The sequence below is a fragment of the Streptomyces sp. NPDC001904 genome (assembly GCF_040297005.1).
In the GTDB taxonomy this organism is placed as follows: Bacteria; Actinomycetota; Actinomycetes; order Streptomycetales; family Streptomycetaceae; genus Streptomyces.
Window position 1 is genome coordinate 547,062 of the sequence record NZ_JBEOYI010000001.1, and the last position, 20,281, is coordinate 567,342.

Consider the following 20,281-nt stretch of genomic DNA (forward strand, 5'->3'; position numbering starts at 1 on the left):
CCCATTAGCGGTAACGTGACGTCCGATGAACGCAACCGCCAACACTGCCGGGCAGCAGCTTCCGGCCGTCTCCGTGATCATGCCCATCCTCAACGAGGAGCGGCATCTGCGCGAGGCCGTCGAGGCCATCCTGGCGCAGGAGTACGACGGCCCGATGGAGGTCGTGCTCGCCCTCGGCCCGTCCGCCGACCGTACGGACGAGATCGCCGCGCAGCTGGTCGCCGAGACCGCCTCCGCCGACAAGCGCGTGCACACCGTGCCGAACCCGACGGGCCGCACCCCCGCCGCGCTGAACGCCGCGATCAAGGCCTCCCGCCATCCGATCGTGGTCCGCGTCGACGGCCACGCCGCGCTCTCCGCCGGGTACATCGCCACCGCCGTCCGCCTCCTGGAGGAGACCGGCGCGATGAACGTCGGCGGCATCATGCACGCCGAGGGCACCAACGCCTGGGAGCAGGCCGTCGCCGCCGCGATGACCTCGAAGATCGGTGTCGGCAACGCCGTGTTCCACACCGGCGGCCAGGCCCAGCAGGCCGACACGGTCTACCTCGGCGTCTTCCGGCGCGAGGCGCTGGAGCAGCAGGGCGGGTACAACGAGGAGTTCATCCGCGCCCAGGACTGGGAGCTGAACTTCCGGATCCGCGAGGCCGGCGGGCTCATCTGGTTCTCGCCCGAGCTGAAGGTCTCGTACCGCCCGCGGCCCTCGGTGAAGGCGCTCGCCAAGCAGTACAAGGACTACGGCCGCTGGCGGCACGTCGTGGCCCGCTACCACTCGGGCTCCATCAACCTGCGCTACCTCGCACCGCCGACCGCGCTCTGCGCGATCGCCGCGGGCATCGTCGTGGGCGCCGCGCTCACCCCGTGGGGCTTCGTGATCCCCGCCGGGTACCTGGCGGCGATCGCCGCCGGTTCCGTCCCCGCGGGCAAGGGGCTGCCGCTCAAGGCGCGCGCCCAGATCCCCGTCGCCCTCGCCACCATGCACATGACGTGGGGCTGGGGCTTCCTCACCAGCCCCAAGTCGCTGGCGAAGAAGGTCATCGCCTCGCGCCGCCCGGCGGTGCTCGCCGCGAGCTGACGGTTCGCCATACGGCATGAGGGGCGCGGGAATTCATCTCCCGCGCCCCTCATGCCGTGTGGCGGGCTACCAGGTGTAGCCGGGCTCCACCTTCATGCACGTGGAGTCGTCCGCGCCGTTCTGCGTCTGCTCCTTGTCGAGCGCCTTGCCCGCGTCCTCGTCGGCGGACGACTTCGGATAGGCGTTCCCGGTCTTCCAGTCGGCGCCCACGATCAGCGTCACCCCGGACACGTCCGCCGACTTCTTCACCGAACTCAGCGGAATCCCGAGGGACTTGGCGACCGCCTGCGCGTCGCCCTCCAGGTCGTCCGACGGATAGCGCAGCACCGTCCGCTCCTCGGTGGGGGACTGCGACTGGTCCCGCACCGACTTGGTGAAGCCCTTGGCCACGAGCGCCTGCGCCACCTGCGAGGCCCGGCCGGGCACCGCGGCGGTCGCCGTCGTACGGGTGCCGTTGAGCACCTGCACCGCGATCTTGTCGTCGGGGGCCGCCGGATCGTCGGAGACCTCGTCGTCGGCCTTCTTCTTGTCCTTGTCCTTGCCGTCGAGTGCGACGTCTTCCTTGATCAGGCGCCACAGCGCGTCCGCGTCGTGCTCCTTCGGCGCCACCCGTGCGCCCACGTACACGAACGGCATCGTCGTCATCGTGATCCGGTCCGGCTCGGGCTTCTTCAGCTCGTTGCTCAGGTCGTACAGCTTCTTGACCGTGTCGAGGCCGTCGTCGACGTGGAGCGCCTTCGTCGCCTTCTCGGCGAGGGTGCGCAGCTTGTTGGGGTGGCTGAACGTCGCGTTCTTGCGCAGCTCGCGCACCATCGAGCTCATGTACATGTGCTGCGCCTTGGCCCGCGCGATGTCGCTGCCGTCCTCGAAGCCGTGCCGGGTCCGCAGCCAGGCCAGGGCCTGCTCGCCCTTGACGGACGTCGTGCCCTTCTTCAGCTTCAGGCCGGAACCCTCGCCCCGGCTGTTACGCGAGTAGACATTGGCGCTGACACACACCGGTACGCCGCCGACCGCGTCCGCCATCGACACCACACCGGAGAAGTCGACCATCATGAAGTGGTCGATGTGGATGCCGGTGATCTCCTCCCAGGTGGCGACCGTGCACCCCGGACCGCCGCGGCCCAGCGAGGTGTTGACCATCTGCCGGGTGACCGTCGCGTCGTAGACCTTGCCGGTCTCCGGGTCGGTGCACTTGGGCAGCTGGGCGAGGGTGTCGCGCGGCATGCTCACCACCGACATGTTGGTGCGGTCGGCCGACAGGTGCACCAGCATCTGGACGTCGGCGAGCGGGGCGGCGCCGACGCTCTCCTTGGACCCGCCGAGCTTCAGGTTCTCCTTGCTGTTACGGCTGTCGGAGCCGATCAGCAGGATGTTCAGCGGGGTCTGGCCCGCCGCGTTCGGCGTGGGCTTCGCGGCCCGGTGCTCGCCGATGTTGAGCTTGTCCGTCTTGATGTTGCTGTTCAGATGCCGGTACCAGAGATAGCCCGCACCCGCCGTCGCGAGCACGAGGACCGCGAGCGTGCCCGCGGTCCAGCGCAGTATTCGAAAGCCTCTGCGTTTCGCGCGCGTGCCTTTGTGCCGGTGACCCTGCGGTCTTCGGCCGTCCGGTCCGGGATCGCCGCCCCCGGTGTCCTGGTACAGGGACTCGTCCCAGCCCAGCTCACCGGCGCGTGCCGCCGCCCCACCGCGGTCACTCGGTCGTGAACGCTCCCCGCGCACACCACTTCGCCCCATGTCCTCCCCGCCCTCCCCGCCCCCGCGCCCATGTCTCGGCCGCCCCTCGTCTGTCGGTTAGACAGTCAAAGGGCGGCCGAGGTTGGTCACGACGCGCACACAGTCTTGTCCGCAGTCTGCTGCCCATCGACCTTCGGCGCCTTGGCCGAGGCGCCGTCGATGGGTGTGCCCGCACCCTGGAAGTCCTGGCCGAGGACGAGGATCATCGCCGGCAGGCCCTGGTCGTTCTTCTCGCTCTTGCCCGGCTTCATCGCGGACGCGGGCAGCCCCATGATGTCGGCGAGCCGCCGGGCCTGGTCGGCCTGGTCGGGCGAGTACTCGAGCGTCGTCTTCTTCTGCGTCGGCTTGTTGCCCAGCTGACTGGACTTGGTGACGCCCTCGTTGTTCTGCAGCCAGGTGAGCGTCTCCTGCGCGGCGCCGGTCTTCAGGCTGCCGTTGTAGAGGTCGACGCGGACCTCGGATGCCTCCGACTTCGTGCCCTTCAGCTTCGCCGACTCGGCGGACTTCTTCTTTTTCTTCGTCTCCGTCAGCGACACGTCGTTCTTGATGGCGTTGAAGACCTCGGGCGCCTTCGCCTCGTTGAGGACGACGGTGGCCTTGACCTTCTCCGCAGGGTTGTCCAGGACCGGCGTGGTGACGAACGAGATGTTCTTCGGCGGAACCTTCTTCAGCTCCAGGGCCACGTCCTTGAGCTTGTTCAGAGTTCCTATGCCCTGGTCGACCGAGAGCGCCTTGGTCGCGGCCTCGGCGAGGCTCGTCAGCTTCGACGGGCTGGTGAGGGTGTCGCCCGAGCTCATCTTGCGGGCGAGCGAGCCGAGGAACTGCTGCTGCACCTTGATCCGGTCCAGGTCGCCCTGGTTGCCGAAGCTGTGCCGGGTGCGCAGGAAGGCGAGGGCCTGCTCGCCCTCGACGGTGGACTTGCCCCGGGGGAGCTTGAGGTGCGACTCCTTGTCGTCCACGTTCTTGGCGACGCAGACCTGGACGCCGCCGACCGCGCTGGACAGGGTCTTCACCGCGTTGAAGTCGGCCATCATGAAGTGGTCGGGGGTGATGCCCGTGACCGTCTTCACCGTCTTCATCGTGCAGCCCGCGTCGCGTTCGTCCTGCCCGAGGCTGGTGTTGAAGCGGACCTGGCTGGTGCCCGAGATCACCTTGCCGTCGGCGCCCGTGCAGTCCGGGACGTCCACGATGAGGTCGCGCGGGATGCTCAGCGCCGTCGCGTTCGTCCGGTCCTTGGAGACGTGCAGCAGGATGTTGGTGTCGGCGTGCCCGACGCTGCCCTTGTCGCCGTACCCCTCGTTGCCCTTACCGGTGCGCTTGTCCGTACCGATGATGAGGAGGTTGAACGCCTCGTCCTTGCTGAAGCTGTTCTTCGCCTCGGGGGTGTCGGTGACGGTGAGGTTGCCGTTGAGGTGCTCGTAGTAGAAGTAGGCGCCGCCCGCGGTGGCGAGCACGACGAAGGCCAGGCCGCCGCTCGTCCAGAGCAGGATCTTCTTCGCCTTGGGCTTCTTCTTCGGCTTCGAGCGGCGGCGGCCCGCCCCCTGCGCCGGCTGCTGCGGCTCGCGCCGCCTGCGTTGCGCCGGTACCTCCTGCTGCTGCCCGCGCCGGGGCGCGCTGCGGCGGGGACCCGGCACCGCCGACTGCCCTCCGGAAGGAGTCAGTCGCAGTTCGTAATCGCCAGTCTGGGGATTGAGCACCCACTGGTCTGCGGGGTCGACATTGTTGTCAGCCCGCCCACGGCCTTGCGCGTCCACGGTTTTCTGCATCCTCCGTCGGGGCCACGCGGCGCCCCACCCCCCTCAAAGCGGGCGCCCGGTCTAAGTCGGTAAGCAGTGCGCGACCCCGCCGACGAAGTATCGAGGCATGGCCGGGTGCACCGGATCGCTCACACTATCCGCCCAGTTCAGCGTCAAGCGACGACGGTGACAAATTCCACTCCCCTACAACTGGGCAATCCGGACCAATTCTCGAAACCTGTGTGCCCGCTGATGACTTGACCTTTACCCGCAGGCGTCCTGGGCGGCTGTGTTGCCCCGGAACGTAGGGGTGGGAGAGGGGGAAGGGCCCTCGGCGCCGGGGTCGTGGGCGCCGGGTTTGCCGTCGTCGCCGTAGTCCTCGTCGTCGCCGTAGTCCTCGTCGTACGCGTCCTCGTCCGACATTCCGGACTCATCCGAACTGTCGTATCCCTGCTGGCTCTCGGCCCGTACCTCTGCGGGGGTCTCCTTCGAGATCTTGACGGGGGCGTCGGTACGGATCCGGGTGAAGAGCCGGTCGGCGGCGGGCTGGACGAGCTGGTCGCGGTTGGCGTTGTAGACGTACGACTCGCGGGGCACGGTCAGGAACTGGATCCGGTCGGCCGGGATGTCGCGCATCCCCCGTACGAGGTCGTAGAGACCGCGCAGACTGGCGAGCCCCGGGTCGGTGGTCAGCGCGGAGGTGGCGGCGTCGAGCACCGGGTACAGCTTCGCCGGGTTCAGCAGCACTCCGCTGCTCTGCATCTTGGTGGCGAGCGCGCCGAGGAAGCGCTGCTGGCGGTCCATCCGGTCGGTGTCGCTGCCGTTGCCGAGACTCTTGCGGGCGCGTACGTAGCCCAGGGCCTGCTCGCCGTCGAGGCGCTGGCGTCCGGCGGCCAGCTTCAGGTGGGCGTCCTTGTCGTCGATCGGTTTGTCGAGGCAGACCTCGACCCCGTCCACGGCGTCGACCATGTTCTTGAACCCCTGGAAGTCCACGACCATGTGGTGGTCGATCCGGACTCCCGTCATCTTCTCCACGGTTCGGATCGTGCAGGCCGAACCGCCCACCTCGAACGCGTAGTTGAACATCGCGAACATCGGTTCGATCTGCGAGTCGTCGGACCTGTGGCAGGCCGGTACGTCGACCATGAGGTCGCGGGGGAAGGAGACGGCGGTCGCGCTCTTCCGGTCGGCGGCGACGTGCAGCAGGATCGTCGTGTCCGAGCGCTGGGTGCCGTCGTTGTGCCCGTACTTCCCGTTGCCGCCGGCCCGCGAGTCGGACCCGATGAGCAGCAGGTTCTGCGCCCCGTGCACCAGGACGGTGGGCCGCTCCTTGTCGTAGCGGGCCAGCTCGGTGGCGGCGTCCTCGTCCGCGGTGATGTTCCCGTTCAGCTTGTCGTACGCGACCCAGCCCGCGCCGCCCGCCGCGAGCACCAGCAGCGCGACGGCGATCGCCGCGTTCCGCAGCCATCTTCTGCGCCGCCGCCCCCGCCAGGCGCCGGTGGGCGACGCACCGGAACCGGGTCCGGTCGGCGGCGTGGCGGCAGAGTCGGTCACGTGCGGATCCCCCTCGGCGACGTAGAAGACATGGAACGCGTCTCTACGACCATGGACCCGTCGGCGATGCGCGGCCGGGGGAGCTGAGCCGAACGGGCTACCTCGCGGTCGCCGTGACCCGTTCACTCTCCACGCGCTTGGCCAGGCCCGCGTCGTCGAGCCGGTCGAGATGTCGGCAGAGCACCACCGAACCGCCGGTCGCCAGCGGTGCGAAGAGCCCGGCGGCGAGGCCCTGCCAGGTGTCGTACCCGAGCCCGGACAGCAGGCGCTCGCCCGGAGCGGTGGCCTCGGCGCGGGCCTTCGCCACGACCTCGGCGCCGGTGAGCTCGACACCGTCGACGACGAGCGCGACCTCGTCGGGATCGACCGGGACGAAGGGGGCGAAGCGGTCGCCCTGGCCCGGTACCTCCACCGCGTAGTCGAGGAACCCCTCCGGCGGCTGCGGGAACCGCCCGCCCAGCGGCCGCAGCGCGAGCGCGACCCGCTCGCCGGAGCAGGCGCGCGCCGCGTCCAGCGTGTCGGGGCCGGTGACGACGAGGTCGGCGCGGGCCGGGTCCCCGCCGACGTCGGCGACGACGCCGACCTTCGAACAGGCGAGCAGCCACACCGCGGTCTGCCAGTGCGCGGGCAGCAGCACGGCGACCCGGTCGCCGGGCTCGGCGCCCAGATCGCCCTGGAGCAGATTGGCGGTCTTGGCCACCCAGTTGGCCAGCGTGGCCACGGACAGCTCCACCCGCTCGCCGGTGGCGTCGTCGTAGAAGGTGACGAGGGGCCGCCCGGGATCTCCCCGCAGCGCCTCGTCGAGCACCCGCCCAGCCGTCAACACAACATCGTTCACACCCCCACCCTAGGCCCCGCCCCACCCCGCCCCCGCCTCGGGCAATCCGCCGCCAAGGGCGGCAGGGTGGGCAAGGCGGCCCCCGGTGCGGGGTGAGCACCCGTCAGGCCCGAGCCCCGGCGCCGCGCCCCCGCCTCCGACGCCCCGTCACCCTCCATCCCGGCAACCGACTTCCCGGCACCCATATGACCCGCCCCATTGGCCGGAATGACCCACCTATGTCCACGATCGTGGTCATGCGTGGTCTTCTTGCTTCCTCGATCGGCGTCACCTGTGCGGCCGCCCTCACCCTCCCCCTCACCCTGCCCACAGCCGCGCACGCGGCGAAGCCCGCGGCGCAGGAATCCGTCCCGGGCACCACCCAGTCCCTCCCCCTCACCCCCCTGGCGGTGCCCGGCACCAGCACCCGCTCCGCCGCCCCGCAGCAGCGGGAACAGGGCCTGCCCCGTCGCGACGTCCACCCCTTCTCCCTCGTCGGCGTGGTCTGGGACAACCCGAACACCCAGCTCCACGGCCAGGTCCAGGTCCGCACCCGCACCACGGGCACGTCCACCTGGTCCACCTGGCAGGACGTGGAGACCCACAGCGACGACGCCCCCGACCCCGACACGGCGGAGCACACGTCGAGCACGGTCCGCGGCGCGACGGCCCCGCTCTGGGTCGGCGACTCCGACGGCGTGGAGGTACGGGTCAAGGCCGAGGAACCCGCGACGGGAACGCGCGCGGCGGACCCGAACGCCGAGCCGCTCCCCAAGGGCCTGCGCCTGGAACTCGTCGACCCCGGCCAGGAGCCGGCCGCCGGCGCCGAGGCCGACAGCCCCCGGGCGACCCTCGGCGCGGAGACCGCCGCCGCCTCCGCCGTCAACGCCGACCTCGCCCCGCTCGGCGCGAGCGCCATCCCCGCCCTGACGAAGCGGGAGACGGAGGACGAGGTGATCGCGGCCCGCGGCGGCGACGCCGACGCGACCAAGGCCCGCCCCTACGTCGGCCCGCGCCCGCGGATCATCACCCGCAAGGGCTGGGGCGCCGACGAGAAGCTGCGCGAGCGGCAGTTCGGCTACACGAAGACGGTGAAGGCGGCCTTCGTCCACCACAGCGCCTCCGGCAACAACTACCGCTGCTCACAGGCCTCTTCCGTCATTCGCAGTATCTACCGCTACCACGTGAAGAGCAGCGGCTGGCGGGACATCGGCTACAACTTCCTCGTCGACAAATGCGGAAACATCTACGAGGGCCGGGCCGGTGGCGTCACGAAACCGGTCATGGGCGCCCACACTCTCGGCTTCAACACCAACAGCATGGGCATCGCCGTCCTCGGCACCTTCGGCAGCTCCACCCCGCCGGCGGCCGCGGTGAACGCCATCGCACGCCTCACGGCCTGGAAACTCGGCCTGTACGGGGCGAACCCTCGTGGCACGACGTATCTGAAGTCGGGCGGTGGCAATCTGTACAAGAAGGGAAAGAATGTACGGCTGAAGGTGATCTCCGGTCACCGGGACGGGTTCGCAACCGAATGCCCGGGACGCCGTCTCTACAAGAAGCTCGGCACGGCCCGTAGCAGCTCGGCCCGTCTCCAGGGTCGCTGACGCCGGCTCCCGGGCTGCTCGAACGGTCTGCATACACTGGCCGGCCGAAAGACAGTTCGGCCGGCCCCAGCAGGAAGCAGAGACGACAGGTGACAGAAGCGATCCTCCTGGTCGGCGGCAAGGGCACCAGACTGCGCCCCCTCACCGTGAACACGCCGAAGCCGATGGTTCCGGCGGCGGGCGTCCCGTTCCTCACGCACCAGCTGGCGCGCGCGAAAGCGGCGGGCGTCGACCACATCGTCCTGGCCACCTCCTATCTGGCCGAGGTTTTCGAGCCGTACTTCGGCGACGGCTCCCGCCTCGGCCTCCATCTGGAGTACGTCACCGAGGTGGAGCCCCTCGGCACCGGCGGGGCGATCCGCAACGTCGCCTCGCACCTGCGCTCGGGGCCGGACGACCCGGTCCTGATCTTCAACGGCGACATCCTGACGGGCCTGGACATCCCGGCCCTGGTCCACGAGCACGAGTCGACCGGCGCGGACGTCTCCCTGCACCTGTCCCGGGTGGAGGACCCGCGCGCGTACGGCCTGGTCCCCACGGACGCGACGGGCCGGGTGACGGCCTTCCTGGAGAAGCCGCAGACCCCGGAAGAGATCGTGACGGACCAGATCAACGCGGGCGCGTACGTCTTCCGCCGCTCGGTGATCGACACCATCCCGACCGGCCGCCCGGTCTCCGTGGAGCGCGAGACGTTCCCGGACCTCCTCTCCTCCGGCGCCCACCTCCAGGGCATGGTCGACTCCACGTACTGGCTGGACCTCGGCACCCCGCAGGCGTTCGTCCGCGGCTCGGCCGATCTGGTGCTCGGCCGCGCCCCGTCCCCGGCGGTCCCCGGCCGCTGCGGCGAGCGCCTGGTGCTCGACTCTGCCGTGGTCGCCCCGGACGCGAAGCTCACCGAGGGCACGGTCGTCGGCGCCGGGGCGCGCGTGGGCGAGGGCGCCCGGATCTCCGGCTCCACCCTCCTGGACGGCGCGGTCGTCGAGCCCGGCGCGGTGATCACGGACTCGCTCATCGGCAGGGGAGCCACCATCGGCGCCCGCACGGTCCTCACCGGCGCGGTGATCGGCGACGGCGCCCACGTGGGCGCCGACAACGAACTCCGGGCCGGAGTCCGCATCTGGTGCGACGCCACCCTCCCGCCGGCCTCGGTCCGCTTCTCCTCGGACCAGTAGCCCCGACTCTCGTCCCGCCCCACGCCCCTGAAGGCCACAGGCCCCTCAGGGGCGCGGGGACCTGCACGAGAAGCGTCCACCGGCCCGCAGCTCGCGACGGGCCCCTGCGGGGCAGACGCGGTTCTTCCGGGGGCGCGGGGACCTGCGCGAGAAGCGTCCACCGGCCTGCAGCTCGCGACGGGCCCCTGCGGGGCAGGCGCGGATCTTTCAGGGGCGCGGGGAACTGCGCGACCAGCCCCCACCGGGCCGGCACCCGACGACTCACGCAGCGATGCCCCGACCCCCTACCCTCTAAGGGCACACCCCCGACAGAGGACCCCAGTGGCAGGCCGCCGATACACCCCCCGCACCCAGGCACCCACCCGCACCACCGTGCGCGGCGGCGCCCCCGCCATCCCCGGCCCCGCCACACCCCCCCTCCCCGCGACGGAGTCGACCCGCACCTACACGCCCCCGTCCCCCCTCCACCTGGGCCTCACCCTCGGCCCCCTGCGCCGAGGCCCCGCGGACCCCACCTTCCGCGCCACCGCCGACGGCACCCTCTGGCGAGCGAGCCGCACCCCCGAAGGCCCCGGCTCCCTCCGCCTGACCGCCACCGCCCCGGACGGCACGGTACGAGCCGACGCCTGGGGCCCGGGCGCGACCTGGTTCCTCGACCGCCTCCCGGCCCTGCTCGGCGAGGGCGACGACCCGGAACCCTTCGTCCCCCGCCACCGCCTGCTCGCCGAATCGGCCCGCCGCCGCCCCGGCCTGCGCCTGACGAGCACGGGCCTGGTCCTGGAGTCCCTGATCCCGTCGATCCTGGAGCAGAAGGTCACGACGGACGAGGCCTACCGCGCCTGGCGTCTCCTGCTCCACAAGTTCGGCGAGCCGGCCCCGGGCCCGGCGGGCGGCCAGGACCTGCGCATGCGGATCCCCCCGGACCCGTACACCTGGACCCGTATCCCGTCCTGGGAGTGGCACAAGGCGGGCGTCGACAACAAGCGGGCCTCGACGATCATCCGCGCGGCCCAGGTGGCCCGCCGCCTGGAGGAGGCGGCGGCGATGACCCCGGCCGAGGCGAGGGCCCGCCTGGAACTCGTGCCCGGCATCGGCCCCTGGACCTCGGCCGAGACGATCCAGCGCACGAACGGCGCCCCGGACGAGGTCACGACCGGCGACCTGCACCTGCCCGGCATCGTCGGCCACGCCCTGGCGGGCAACCGCGACGCCACGGACGACGACATGCTGGAGCTCCTGGCCCCGTACGCGGGCCAGCGCCACCGGGCGGCCCGCCTCATCCTGCTGTCGGGCGTCTCACCCCCGCGCAGGCACCCGAAGATGCGCAAGGTGAACATCGCGGAGTGGTGAAGCGGCGCGAGCGACCGCGCCGCACCCGGCAACGCTCCTACCGGACCTTGACGAACTCCGAGACGACCCGGGCCGGCCGCTCACCGGGCGCCACAGCCGGATGCCCCACGGCGACGGCCCCCATCGGATCCCAGTCGTCCGGAAGCCCCAGCACCCCGCGCACGACATCCCGGCAGAACATGGTCGACGAGACCCAGGCGGAGCCGAGCCGCTCACCGGCCAGCGCCACCAGGAAGTTCTGCACCCCGGCCCCGGTGGCCACGACGAACATCTCCCGCTCGGCGGCGTCCCGCCGCTCGTCCCCGTACGTGTGCGACCCGTCCATCACGAGACACGGCACCACGAGGTACGGCGCGTTGCGCAGCACGTCCCCGCGCCGCACCCGCTTGGCGATGGACTCCTCGCTCTTGCCGTCCCGCCGCAGGTCGGCGACCCAGGCGTCCCGCATCGCGTCGAGCAGCCGCGTCCGCGACTCCGCGGACTCCAGCAGCACGAACCGCCACGGTGTCGTGTGATGCGGCGCGGGCGCGGTCACGGCGGCCGCGACGGCCCGCCGCACGGCCCCCGGATCGACCGCCTCATCGGTGAACGCCCGCACGGTACGCCGCTGCGTCACGGCCTCCCGCACGGCTTCGGAGGTCCCGAGCCGGAACATGTCGTCCCGCGCGCTGCGCACCAGCTCGCGCGCGCCGCCCTGCTCGGCCGCCACGGCCTCGCCGAGCCCGCGCACCACGGCGACCGGCAGCCCGCCGGCCTTGCCCTTCACGAGATCCCCGGCCCCGGCCAGCTCGTCGGCGGTGGCCACCACGGTCGCGCTCAGCGGATTGCCGTACGCGTCCGTGCCGCCGCGCAGATCCTCCAGGACGCGCACACCGGCGGCCCCGATGGCGATGTCGGTCAGCCCGTTGCGCCAGGGGCGGCCGAAGGTGTCGGTGACGACGACGCCGACCTCGACGCCGAGCGCGTCCCGCAGCCCGGCCCGGACGGCCTCGGCCGACGCGTCGGGGTCCTCGGGCAGCAGCAGGACGGTCCCGGCCGGGGTGTTGGAGGCGTCGACCCCGGCCGCGGCCATCACCAGGCCCTGCCGGTTCTCCACGATCCGGAGCGTGCCGCGCCGTGCGACGACCCGCACGGTCTCGGCGTCGATGGCGGCCTCCCGGTCGTCGGCGCGGACCAGCCGCCCCTCCGCCTTGGAGACGATCTTCGAGGTGACGAGCACGATGTCGCCGTCCACGAGGCCCGGCTCGGCGGCGGCGATCAGCTTCGCCAGGTCGTCGCCCTCGCGCACCTCGGGGATCCCGGGCACGGCCCACACGCGCAGTTCGCTCACGCGCCCCGCACCTCCTCGGCGAGGGCGAGGGCGACGCGGGCCATCTCGGCGGCGGCGGTGCCCACCTCCGGGTCGGTCATCATCAGCGGCACGGCCCGGCAGCGGATTCCGGCCGCTTCGACGCGCTCCACGGCGCCTTCGTCCACGGTGTCGACGAGCCAGCCGTCGAGCAGCCCCGACCCGTAGTGCTCGGCGACGGCGGCGGCACTGGACTCGACGCCGACCGCGGAGAGCACCTTGTCGGCCATTCCGCGCACCGGGGCGTCGCCCACGATCGGAGAGAGCCCGACGACCGGCACTCCCGCCTCGGCGATGGCCTCCCGGATGCCGGGCACGGCGAGGATGGTTCCCACGCTGACCACGGGGTTCGACGGCGGGAAGAGGATGACGTCGGCCTCGGCGATGGCCTCCAGGACGCCCGGCGCGGGCTTCGCCTGCTCGGCCCCGACCGGGACGACGGCCTGCGCGTCCACGGACGCCCGCAGCCGCACCCAGTACTCCTGGAAGTGAACGGCCTTGCGCTCCCCGTCGACATCCACCGCCACATGGGTCTCGACGCGGTCGTCGGACATGGGGATGAGCCGTACGCCCGGCTGCCAGCGCTCGCACAGCGCCTCGGTGACGGCGCTCAGCGGGAAGCCCGCGGCCAGCATCTGCGTACGGACGATGTGGGTGGCGAAGTCCCGGTCGCCGAGCCCGAACCACTCCGGCCCGACCCCGTACGCCGCCAGCTCCTCCTTGACCTTGAAGGTCTCGTCGGTGCGGCCCCAGCCCTGCTCCTCGTTGATGCCACCGCCCAGGGTGTACATCACCGTGTCGAGATCCGGACAGACCTTCAGGCCGAAGAGATGGATGTCGTCCCCGGTGTTGCCGATGACGGTGATGTCCGCGTCCGGAGCCGCCAGCTTCAGACCGCGAAGGAACCGGGCACCACCGATGCCGCCTGCCAGAACCACAATGCGCATGCGCCCAGCATCGCAGGCAGCACCGACAACACGTCAGCCGGTCTCAGGCAGTGGCCTCGGCGGCGACCGAGCACGCGGCGGTGTGCATCGGCATGTCGGTCAGGCCGGGGTAGTAGATGTGCAGGCTGACGGCGGGTTCGAGGGAGTCGTTGACCACCTCGTGGACGTACCCCGGCGCGAAGACCCGCTGCGCGCCCGCCGCGAGCGTCCGCACCCCCCGCTCCGAACGCTCCGTCAGTTCTCCCTGGAGCAGCGTCAGCACGCCGGACGAGCGGCCGTGGTCGTGCAGCCCGCTGCCCTGCCCGGGCACCCAGGACAGCAGCCACACCTCGTAGCCGGGGCCGGTGCGCAGCCGGTGGTACCAGCGGGTCGTCGCGTCGAACTCGACCAGGTGCGCCCACTGGGAGCGGTCGGCGGCGAGCGAACGGGCGAGCCCCACGAACTCGGCCACGGTCTCGGGGTGTTCCCGCGCGGGCTGGAGCAGGTGGGGGACTTCGAGGATGTCGCCGGCGATCTGGAGGTCGCTGTCGCTGTTCATCGAGTGTGGGGTTCCTCAGTCGTACAGGTCGATCAGACGGGTCGTTTGCCTTGCAGACGGGCCATGCAGCATGTGGAGAGAGGTCATGCGGTGGTCGTGCAGAGGTCACGCGGAGGAGGAGACGCGGTCGGAGCCCACAGGCTCAACGACTCAACAGCTGGAACAGCAACAGCTGTGGTGCGCGCGGGCAGCACAGACGGACCCGGCGGTGCCGGTCGTCGTCATGAGTGCGAAGTTCGCGAGCATGCCCACCAGAACACCGGTTCATGCCTCCCCTGTCAACCCAATGTCCGGAATGCGAGATATCTTTAGCCCTTTCCGGTTGTTCTGTTTGGCGAAAGGTTTGTTCAGGGCAGGGCGCGGACACTTGGCGCAGTGAACCGGCGCGCAAACGTCGTGGCGATCCTGTGATCCGAATGTGATCAGGTTCGCTCCGCGGGCGCCGCCGGAACGAGATCCAACTCCGCGGCGTCCCTTCTTGTGTGGCGACTCCATGGGCTCGGGCGGCCGGGATCAGCTGAATGGGCCGCTGGCAAGTGTCACGGTTTTTGCCGATTTGCGCACTTTCCGCATAGCCTTGGTTCCGCAGAGTGAATAAGGGGCCCAATAGCAGATCCCGGCTTGACTGCCCCGGATCGGCACACTTGTAATTTCACTCGTGTCGTTCAGCCGAAATCGGTAACGGCAACATCACGGGGACGCACGGACAGACGAGGGGCGCACTATGACCGAGTCGTTTTCGGATCTGCTGGTCGAGGACGCGGAAGAGGAACTCGGCTGGCAGGAGCGCGCGCTGTGCGCCCAGACCGACCCCGAGTCCTTCTTCCCCGAGAAGGGCGGCTCCACGAGGGAGGCCAAGAAGGTCTGCCTGGCGTGCGAGGTCCGCTCCGAGTGCCTCGAGTACGCGCTCGCCAACGACGAGCGGTTCGGCATCTGGGGCGGCCTGTCCGAGCGCGAGCGCCGGCGGCTGAAGAAAGCCGCTGTCTAGTCCCCATATTTGCGGTACGTACGGCCCGGCGCAGGTGGGTTATCCACAGGCGGCGGGCCGCTGTTGTCGGCAGCCGTTAGTGTGAGGTCCCGTCCGAGACACCCCAGCGCCCCCGTGCGCCACGGGTGTCCACCGCAGTCCAACGAACCGGGGCCCGTACCTCGATGTCCGTGCACAGCCACTCGGCAGACCAATTCGGCACTGCCGCCGCCGCGTTCAACCCGGGGCACGCCGCAGGGCTCGACCCGAGCAGCGCCCCCGAGTTCCCCAGGCATGTCGTCACCGCCGTCCTCGTCTCGCACGACGGCGCGCGCTGGCTGCCCGACGCCCTGTCAGGAGTGCTCGGCCAGGAGCGCCCGGTGCAGAACGCGGTGGCGGCCGACACCGGCAGCGCCGACGACTCCGCGGCCCTCGTCGCGAGCGCGATCGGCGACGAGCGCGTCCTGCACCTCGCCCGCCGCACCGGCTTCGGCCAGGCCGTCGAGGAGGCGGTGCGCAGCGCCGGGATCCTCACGCCCGAAGAGCTGCCGTACCTGAAGCGCCCCAGCGGCTGGGACCCCGTCAGCCGCTCCTGGCGCGACGACGCGTACGACCTGCCGGACCTCCCGCACGGCGAGCCCGAGCAGTGGCTGTGGCTGCTGCACGACGACTGCGCGCCCGAACCCGACGCGCTCGCCCAGCTGCTCGCCGTCGTCGAGGCGGAGCGCGAGGCGGGCTCAGACGTCGCGATCGTCGGCCCCAAGCTGCGCGGCTGGTACGACCGCAGGCAGCTGCTCGAGGTCGGCGTCTCCGTCGCCCACTCCGGGCGCCGCTGGACCGGCCTCGACCGCCGCGAGCAGGACCAGGGACAGCACGACCACGTGCGGCCCGTCCTGTCCGTGTCCACCGCCGGCATGCTGATCCGCCGGGACGTCTTCGAGCAGCTCGGCGGATTCGACCGCCGGCTGCCGCTGATGCGCGACGACCTCGACCTGTGCTGGCGCGCCCAGGCCGCCGGCCACCGCGTCGTCGTCGCACCCGACGCCGTCGTGCGGCACGCGGAGGCGTCCTCGCGCGAGCGCCGCACCGTCGACTGCGTGGGCCGCACCGCGTCCTCCCCGCACAAGGTCGACAAGGCGGGCGCCGTCTACACCCTGTTGGTGAACGCGCGCACGGCGACGCTCCCCTGGATCCTCGTCCGGCTCCTCGTCGGCACCGTGCTGCGCACCGTCGCGTACCTGGTCGGCAAGGTGCCCGGACAGGCCTTCGACGAGATCACCGGTCTGCTCGCGACGCTGCTGCGGCCGGGCCGGATCATGGCCGGGCGACGTCAGCGCGGCAAGGGAGTCGTCGACCCCAAGGAACTCAGGCCGCTGTTCCCGCCGCCGGGCGCGACCGTGCGGCTCACCGTCGAGCAGGTCGCCGGCAATCTCTTCGGCGCCGCGGACCCCGAGACCACGACCGCCGGACGGCACGGCGGCGGCGGCCTCGAATCGGGGCCGGGCGACGACGAGTTCTTCGAGGTCGAGCAGTTCGCCCGGCTCAAGCGCATCGCCCGCAACCCCGGACCGCTGCTCTTCGTCGTCCTGCTCTTCGTCTCCCTGATCGCCTGCCGCGGTCTGCTGGGCGGCGGGGCGCTCGCGGGCGGCGCGCTGCTGCCCGCCCCCGGTGACGCCTCCGATCTGTGGGGGCGCTACCTCGACGCCTGGCATGCCACCAGCACGGGCGGCACCCAGGCCGCGCCGCCCTACCTGGCCGTCGTCGCCGCGCTCTCCACCGTCCTGTTCGGCTCCACCGGACTCGCGGTCACCGTGCTGCTCATCGGCTCGGTGCCGCTCGCCGGATTCACCGCGTACTTCGCGTCCCGGCCGCTGGTCGAGTCGCGGCTGCTGCGCGCGTGGGCCGCCGTCGCGTACGCGTTCCTGCCCGCCGCCACCGGCGCCCTCGCGGGCGGCCGGGTCGGCACCTCGGTGCTCGCGATCCTGCTCCCGCTCATCGCCCGCGCGGGTGCCTCGGCATCCGGGCTCATGAACGACCGGGGAGCCCGCGGCAGTTGGCGCGCCACCTGGGCGTACGCCCTCCTGCTGACGGTCACGACGGCCTTCACCCCCATCGTGTGGCCGATGGCCCTCGTCCTCGGCCTCGCGCTCCTCGTGGTGCGCCGTGACGACATCACCGCCTACGGACTGCGCTTCCTCGCCGCGCTCGGCACACCGCTCCTGGTGCTCGCCCCGTGGTCGCTGTCGCTGCTCCCGCTCGGCTTCTTCACCGAGGCCGGACTCCCGTTCGGCAAGGGCTCGGCCGGCGCGCTCGGTCTGCTCGGCGCCTCCCCGGGCGGCCCCGGCACCATGGGCAGCCTGCTGCTCATCGGCCTCGTCCTGGCCGCGCTCGCCGCGCTGCTGCGCCAGGAGCGCCGCCTCGCGGTCCTCGCCGCGTGGACAGTCGCCCTCGTGGCCCTGGTCTTCGCGGTGCTCTCCAACAGCTCGACGTGGGCCGGCCCCGCCACCCTCGTCTACGGCATCGCCCTCCTCGCCGCCTCCGCGCTCGGCGCCGACGGCGCCCGCACGCGCGTGGCCGAGCAGAGCTTCGGCTGGCGTCAGCCGGTGGCCGCGCTGATCGCGTTCGCCGCTGCCGCGGGCCCGCTGCTGCTCGCCGCGGGCTGGATGATCCGCGGCGCCGACGGCCCGCTGGAGCGGCGCGACCCGGTGCAGGTCCCGGCGTTCGTCGCCGAGGAGGCCGGCACGCGCGACCAGGCCCGCACGCTCGTCCTCGACGGCGACACGGGCGACGTGTCGTACGCGCTGGTGCGCGGCGCGGGCGCCCGCCTCGGCGACGGCGAACTGACCGACGCGGCGGGCGAGAACGGCCGCCTCGACAAGGTCGTCGCCAACCTGGTCGCGGGCTCCGGCGCCGACCAGGCGGACCAGCTCGGCGGCTTCGCCGTGCGCTACGTCCTCCTGCGGGACGGTGCGCCGCGCGAGATGGGCCGCGTCCTGGACTCCACCCCGGGCCTGACCCGGCTCAGCCAGCAGGACGGCACCGCGCTGTGGCGCATCGACCGCCAGGTGGCGCGGGCGGTCGTCCTGCCCACGGCGGACTCCGGGTCCACCTCGGACGCCGCCCTGCCGGTCGCCGCGGGCCCCGTCGACATCCACACGACCGTGGGCGCGGGCAAGGACGGCCGCGTCCTGCGCCTCGCCGACCAGGCCGCCGAGGGCTGGACCGCCACCCTCGACGGCACCCCGCTGACGAAGACGACGGTCGACGGCTGGGCGCAGGGCTTCGAACTGCCCGCGTCGGGCGGCCGGCTGGACGTCACCTACGACACGCCGTTCACCCACACCGCGTGGCTGTGGGCGCAGGGCCTGCTCGCGATCGTCCTCGTGGTCCTCGCCCTGCCGGGCCGCCGCAAGGACATCGACGACGACCTCCCCGAGGAGCCCGTCGTGCCCGCCCAGGCCGTCGAGGGCGAGGGCCGCAGGGCGCGCAGGCTGCGCGCCCAGGCGGAGGCGGAGGCCGAGCAGTCCGCCCCGGACGCGCAGGCTCCCGCCGAGGACGCGGCCCAGGTCGCGGACATCCCGCAGCAGCAGTCGTACGGCGAGTGGGAGCAGCCCAGTTACGCGGGCGCCGAGTACGGCGCGTACACCGCGGGGGAGCAGCAGTACCAGCAGCAGGGCGGCTACGGGTACGACCAGCAGGCCGACCCCTACCAGGCCGGCCAGTACGACCCGTACGCCTACGGAAGCGGCTACGACCAGCAGGTCCCGTACGACCAGCAAGCCGGTTACGACCAGCAGGCCGGGTACGACCAGCACGGCGGGTACGAGCAGCAGCCCGCGTACGACCAACAGGCGCCGTACGACCCGACGTACGAGCAGCAGCAGCCGCAGCGCGGCACCGGCGCCGACGGTGAGCACCCCGACGGGAGCCAGCAGTGAACCGCACGACCCTGTCCCTGATCGCCGCCGCGACCGCCCTGGCCGCCGTCACGGGGTTCGCCTCCGTCCGGTCCGGGGGCGAGGACGGCACCCCCGTCAAGGCGGCGGCCCGGCTGCCCGTCGAGCGCTCCAGCCTGCTGTGCCCGCAGCCCGGCCAGTCCGACCTCGCGGAGACGGCGTACACCTCGTACACCCCGAAGTCCGCGGGCACCGAGGGCAAGGGCACCGCGCAGCTGATGCCCGCAGGGACGAGCGCGACCGACAGCGGTGACGACGGAGGCAAGAGCAAGAAGGCCAAGCCGGTCGTCACTCCGAAGGAGCCCGGCAAGCCCGCCACGGGTGACGCCTCGGGAGGCGACGCGCCGGCCCTGGTCGGCACCGCCGACGGCGCCCTCGCGCCCGGCTGGACCGTCCAGCAGACCACCACGGTGGACGTGGGCACGGGTCGCGGCCTGCTCGGCGTGGACTGCTCGCAGCCCGACACCGACTTCTACTTCCCCGGTGCCTCCACCGCCAAGGACCGCAGCGACTACATCCACCTCACGAACCCGGACGACGAGCCCGCGGTCGTCGACGTCCAGCTGTACGGCCCGGACGGCGCCATCAAGTCCGAGGTCGGCGAGGGCATCCAGATCGCGGCGCACTCCAGCGTCCCGGTGCTGCTGTCGACCCTGACCGACACGGCGTACTCGAACCTGACGCTGCACGTCACCGCGCGCAGCGGCCGGGTCGCGGCCGCCGTCTCCGCCGCCGACGCGAAGCTGGGCGGCGACTGGCTCCCCGCCTCCACCGACCCGGCGCCCTCCCTGGTGCTGCCCGGCATCCCTAAGGACGCCACGGACGTCCGCCTGGTGGCCTTCGCGCCGGGCCAGGACGACGCCGACCTGAAGCTCCAGCTCGCCACGTCCAGCGGCAAGATCACGCCCGCCGGGCACGACACGCTGCACGTGAAGTCCGGCATGACGACCGCCGTCGACCTGAAGGACGTCACCCGCGGCGACCCGGGCTCGCTGATCCTGACCCCGAGCGAGGACTCCGTGCCGGTGGTGGCCGCGCTGCGCGTCACGCGCGGCAAGGGCGCCGACCAGGAGACCGCGTTCATCCCGGCGACCGGCGACATCGGCACGCGCGCGACGGTCGCCGACAACCGTGCAAAGGGCTCCACGCTCGCCCTGACCGCGCCCGGCGCCACCGGCAGGGTGAAGGTCACCGCGTCGGCGGGCTCCGAGGGCGGCACCCCGGTCACGAAGGAGTACACGGTCAAGGGCGGGACGACCCTGTCGGTCACCCCGCCGGTGCCGAGCGGCCTGAAGGGCGCGTACGCACTGACCGTCGAGCCCGTGTCGGGCGGCAAGGTCCACGGCTCGCGGATGCTGGAGGAGAAGCAGGACGGCGTCCCGGCGTTCACGATCCAGACGCTGCCGGACGACCGCGGGACGGTCTCGGTGCCCCAGTCGGACGAGAACCTGTCGGTGCTCCAGCAGTAGCCGGGGCGCGG

At 72.0% G+C, this 20,281-nt stretch carries 14 protein-coding genes; 7 read left to right on the forward strand and 7 right to left on the reverse strand.

Going from position 1 to position 20,281, the window contains the following annotated elements; translation table 11 throughout:
• The first annotated feature begins 25 nt into the window (after positions 1 to 25).
• On the forward strand, positions 26 to 1,075 hold the full coding sequence (locus ABT127_RS02435; RefSeq protein WP_351444001.1) for a glycosyltransferase family 2 protein: 1,050 nt from the start codon (positions 26 to 28) through the stop codon (positions 1,073 to 1,075).
• A gap of 66 nt (positions 1,076 to 1,141) precedes the next feature.
• Here the strand turns inward: ABT127_RS02435 and ABT127_RS02440 are convergent, their stop codons facing one another.
• The 4 genes from ABT127_RS02440 to ABT127_RS02455 all read right to left on the reverse strand — a co-directional run bounded on the left by ABT127_RS02440 (position 1,142) and on the right by ABT127_RS02455 (position 6,937).
• A complete protein-coding gene (locus tag ABT127_RS02440) occupies positions 1,142 to 2,809 on the reverse strand; it encodes an LCP family protein (RefSeq protein ID WP_351444002.1) in 1,668 nt (555 codons plus the stop codon).
• 86 nt (positions 2,810 to 2,895) lie between these two features.
• Positions 2,896 to 4,563, reverse strand: coding sequence for an LCP family protein (locus ABT127_RS02445; RefSeq protein ID WP_351444003.1), 1,668 nt, complete (start codon positions 4,561 to 4,563; stop codon positions 2,896 to 2,898).
• Between the two features lie 246 nt (positions 4,564 to 4,809).
• Positions 4,810 to 6,099: an LCP family protein gene (locus ABT127_RS02450; RefSeq protein WP_351444004.1), complete on the reverse strand. Its 1,290-nt coding sequence runs from the start codon at positions 6,097 to 6,099 to the stop codon at positions 4,810 to 4,812.
• A gap of 97 nt (positions 6,100 to 6,196) precedes the next feature.
• Positions 6,197 to 6,937: a TIGR03089 family protein gene (locus ABT127_RS02455; protein WP_351444005.1), complete on the reverse strand. Its 741-nt coding sequence runs from the start codon at positions 6,935 to 6,937 to the stop codon at positions 6,197 to 6,199.
• Positions 6,938 to 7,173: 236 nt separating this feature from the next.
• Here ABT127_RS02455 and ABT127_RS02460 point away from each other — a divergent pair, with 236 nt between their 5' ends.
• The 3 genes from ABT127_RS02460 (at position 7,174) to ABT127_RS02470 (ending at position 11,045) form a co-directional block, all read left to right on the forward strand.
• The gene (locus ABT127_RS02460; RefSeq protein WP_351444006.1) at positions 7,174 to 8,523 is read left to right on the forward strand and encodes a peptidoglycan recognition protein family protein; all 1,350 of its coding nucleotides are present in this window, start codon (positions 7,174 to 7,176) and stop codon (positions 8,521 to 8,523) included.
• Between the two features lie 89 nt (positions 8,524 to 8,612).
• Positions 8,613 to 9,695: a mannose-1-phosphate guanylyltransferase gene (gene manB / locus ABT127_RS02465; RefSeq protein ID WP_351444008.1), complete on the forward strand. Its 1,083-nt coding sequence runs from the start codon at positions 8,613 to 8,615 to the stop codon at positions 9,693 to 9,695.
• Between the two features lie 321 nt (positions 9,696 to 10,016).
• Positions 10,017 to 11,045 (forward strand): DNA-3-methyladenine glycosylase family protein, encoded by a 1,029-nt coding sequence (locus ABT127_RS02470; RefSeq protein WP_351444009.1) that lies wholly within the window; start codon positions 10,017 to 10,019, stop codon positions 11,043 to 11,045.
• Positions 11,046 to 11,082: 37 nt separating this feature from the next.
• On the opposite strand, the gene ABT127_RS02475 is transcribed toward ABT127_RS02470, so the two are convergent.
• From ABT127_RS02475 to ABT127_RS02485, 3 genes are read right to left on the reverse strand one after another with little or no spacing between them, the layout of a single operon-like run.
• On the reverse strand, positions 11,083 to 12,375 hold the full coding sequence (locus ABT127_RS02475; RefSeq protein WP_351444010.1) for a coenzyme F420-0:L-glutamate ligase: 1,293 nt from the start codon (positions 12,373 to 12,375) through the stop codon (positions 11,083 to 11,085).
• A complete protein-coding gene (gene cofD / locus ABT127_RS02480) occupies positions 12,372 to 13,340 on the reverse strand; it encodes a 2-phospho-L-lactate transferase (protein WP_351444011.1) in 969 nt (322 codons plus the stop codon). The genes ABT127_RS02475 and cofD overlap by 4 nt, the downstream gene beginning before the upstream one ends.
• A 43-nt stretch (positions 13,341 to 13,383) precedes the next feature.
• Positions 13,384 to 13,878, reverse strand: a complete 495-nt coding sequence (locus ABT127_RS02485; protein WP_351444012.1) for a cysteine dioxygenase — start codon at positions 13,876 to 13,878, stop codon at positions 13,384 to 13,386.
• A 724-nt stretch (positions 13,879 to 14,602) separates the two neighbouring features.
• On the opposite strand from ABT127_RS02485, the gene ABT127_RS02490 reads away from it, so the two are divergent.
• From ABT127_RS02490 to ABT127_RS02500, 3 genes are all read left to right on the forward strand, one after another.
• A complete protein-coding gene (locus tag ABT127_RS02490) occupies positions 14,603 to 14,866 on the forward strand; it encodes a WhiB family transcriptional regulator (protein ID WP_351444013.1) in 264 nt (87 codons plus the stop codon).
• 164 nt (positions 14,867 to 15,030) lie between these two features.
• On the forward strand, positions 15,031 to 18,783 hold the full coding sequence (locus tag ABT127_RS02495; RefSeq protein ID WP_351444014.1) for a glycosyltransferase: 3,753 nt from the start codon (positions 15,031 to 15,033) through the stop codon (positions 18,781 to 18,783).
• On the forward strand, positions 18,780 to 20,270 hold the full coding sequence (locus ABT127_RS02500) for a DUF5719 family protein (RefSeq protein ID WP_351444015.1): 1,491 nt from the start codon (positions 18,780 to 18,782) through the stop codon (positions 20,268 to 20,270). Before ABT127_RS02495 ends, ABT127_RS02500 begins: the two co-directional genes overlap by 4 nt.
• The last annotated feature ends 11 nt before the right edge of the window (positions 20,271 to 20,281 follow it).

Excerpts from the sequence above, each read along its gene's own strand:
- ABT127_RS02435 (WP_351444001.1), top strand. The coding sequence starts at position 26 with ATGAACGCAACCGCCAACACTGCCGGGCAGCAGCTTCCGGCCGTCTCC.
- ABT127_RS02440 (WP_351444002.1), bottom strand. The coding sequence starts at position 2,809 with ATGGGGCGAAGTGGTGTGCGCGGGGAGCGTTCACGACCGAGTGACCGC.
- ABT127_RS02460 (WP_351444006.1), top strand. The coding sequence starts at position 7,174 with ATGCGTGGTCTTCTTGCTTCCTCGATCGGCGTCACCTGTGCGGCCGCC.
- cofD (WP_351444011.1), bottom strand. The coding sequence starts at position 13,340 with ATGCGCATTGTGGTTCTGGCAGGCGGCATCGGTGGTGCCCGGTTCCTT.
- ABT127_RS02485 (WP_351444012.1), bottom strand. The coding sequence starts at position 13,878 with ATGAACAGCGACAGCGACCTCCAGATCGCCGGCGACATCCTCGAAGTC.
- ABT127_RS02490 (WP_351444013.1), top strand. The coding sequence starts at position 14,603 with ATGACCGAGTCGTTTTCGGATCTGCTGGTCGAGGACGCGGAAGAGGAA.
- ABT127_RS02495 (WP_351444014.1), top strand. The coding sequence starts at position 15,031 with ATGTCCGTGCACAGCCACTCGGCAGACCAATTCGGCACTGCCGCCGCC.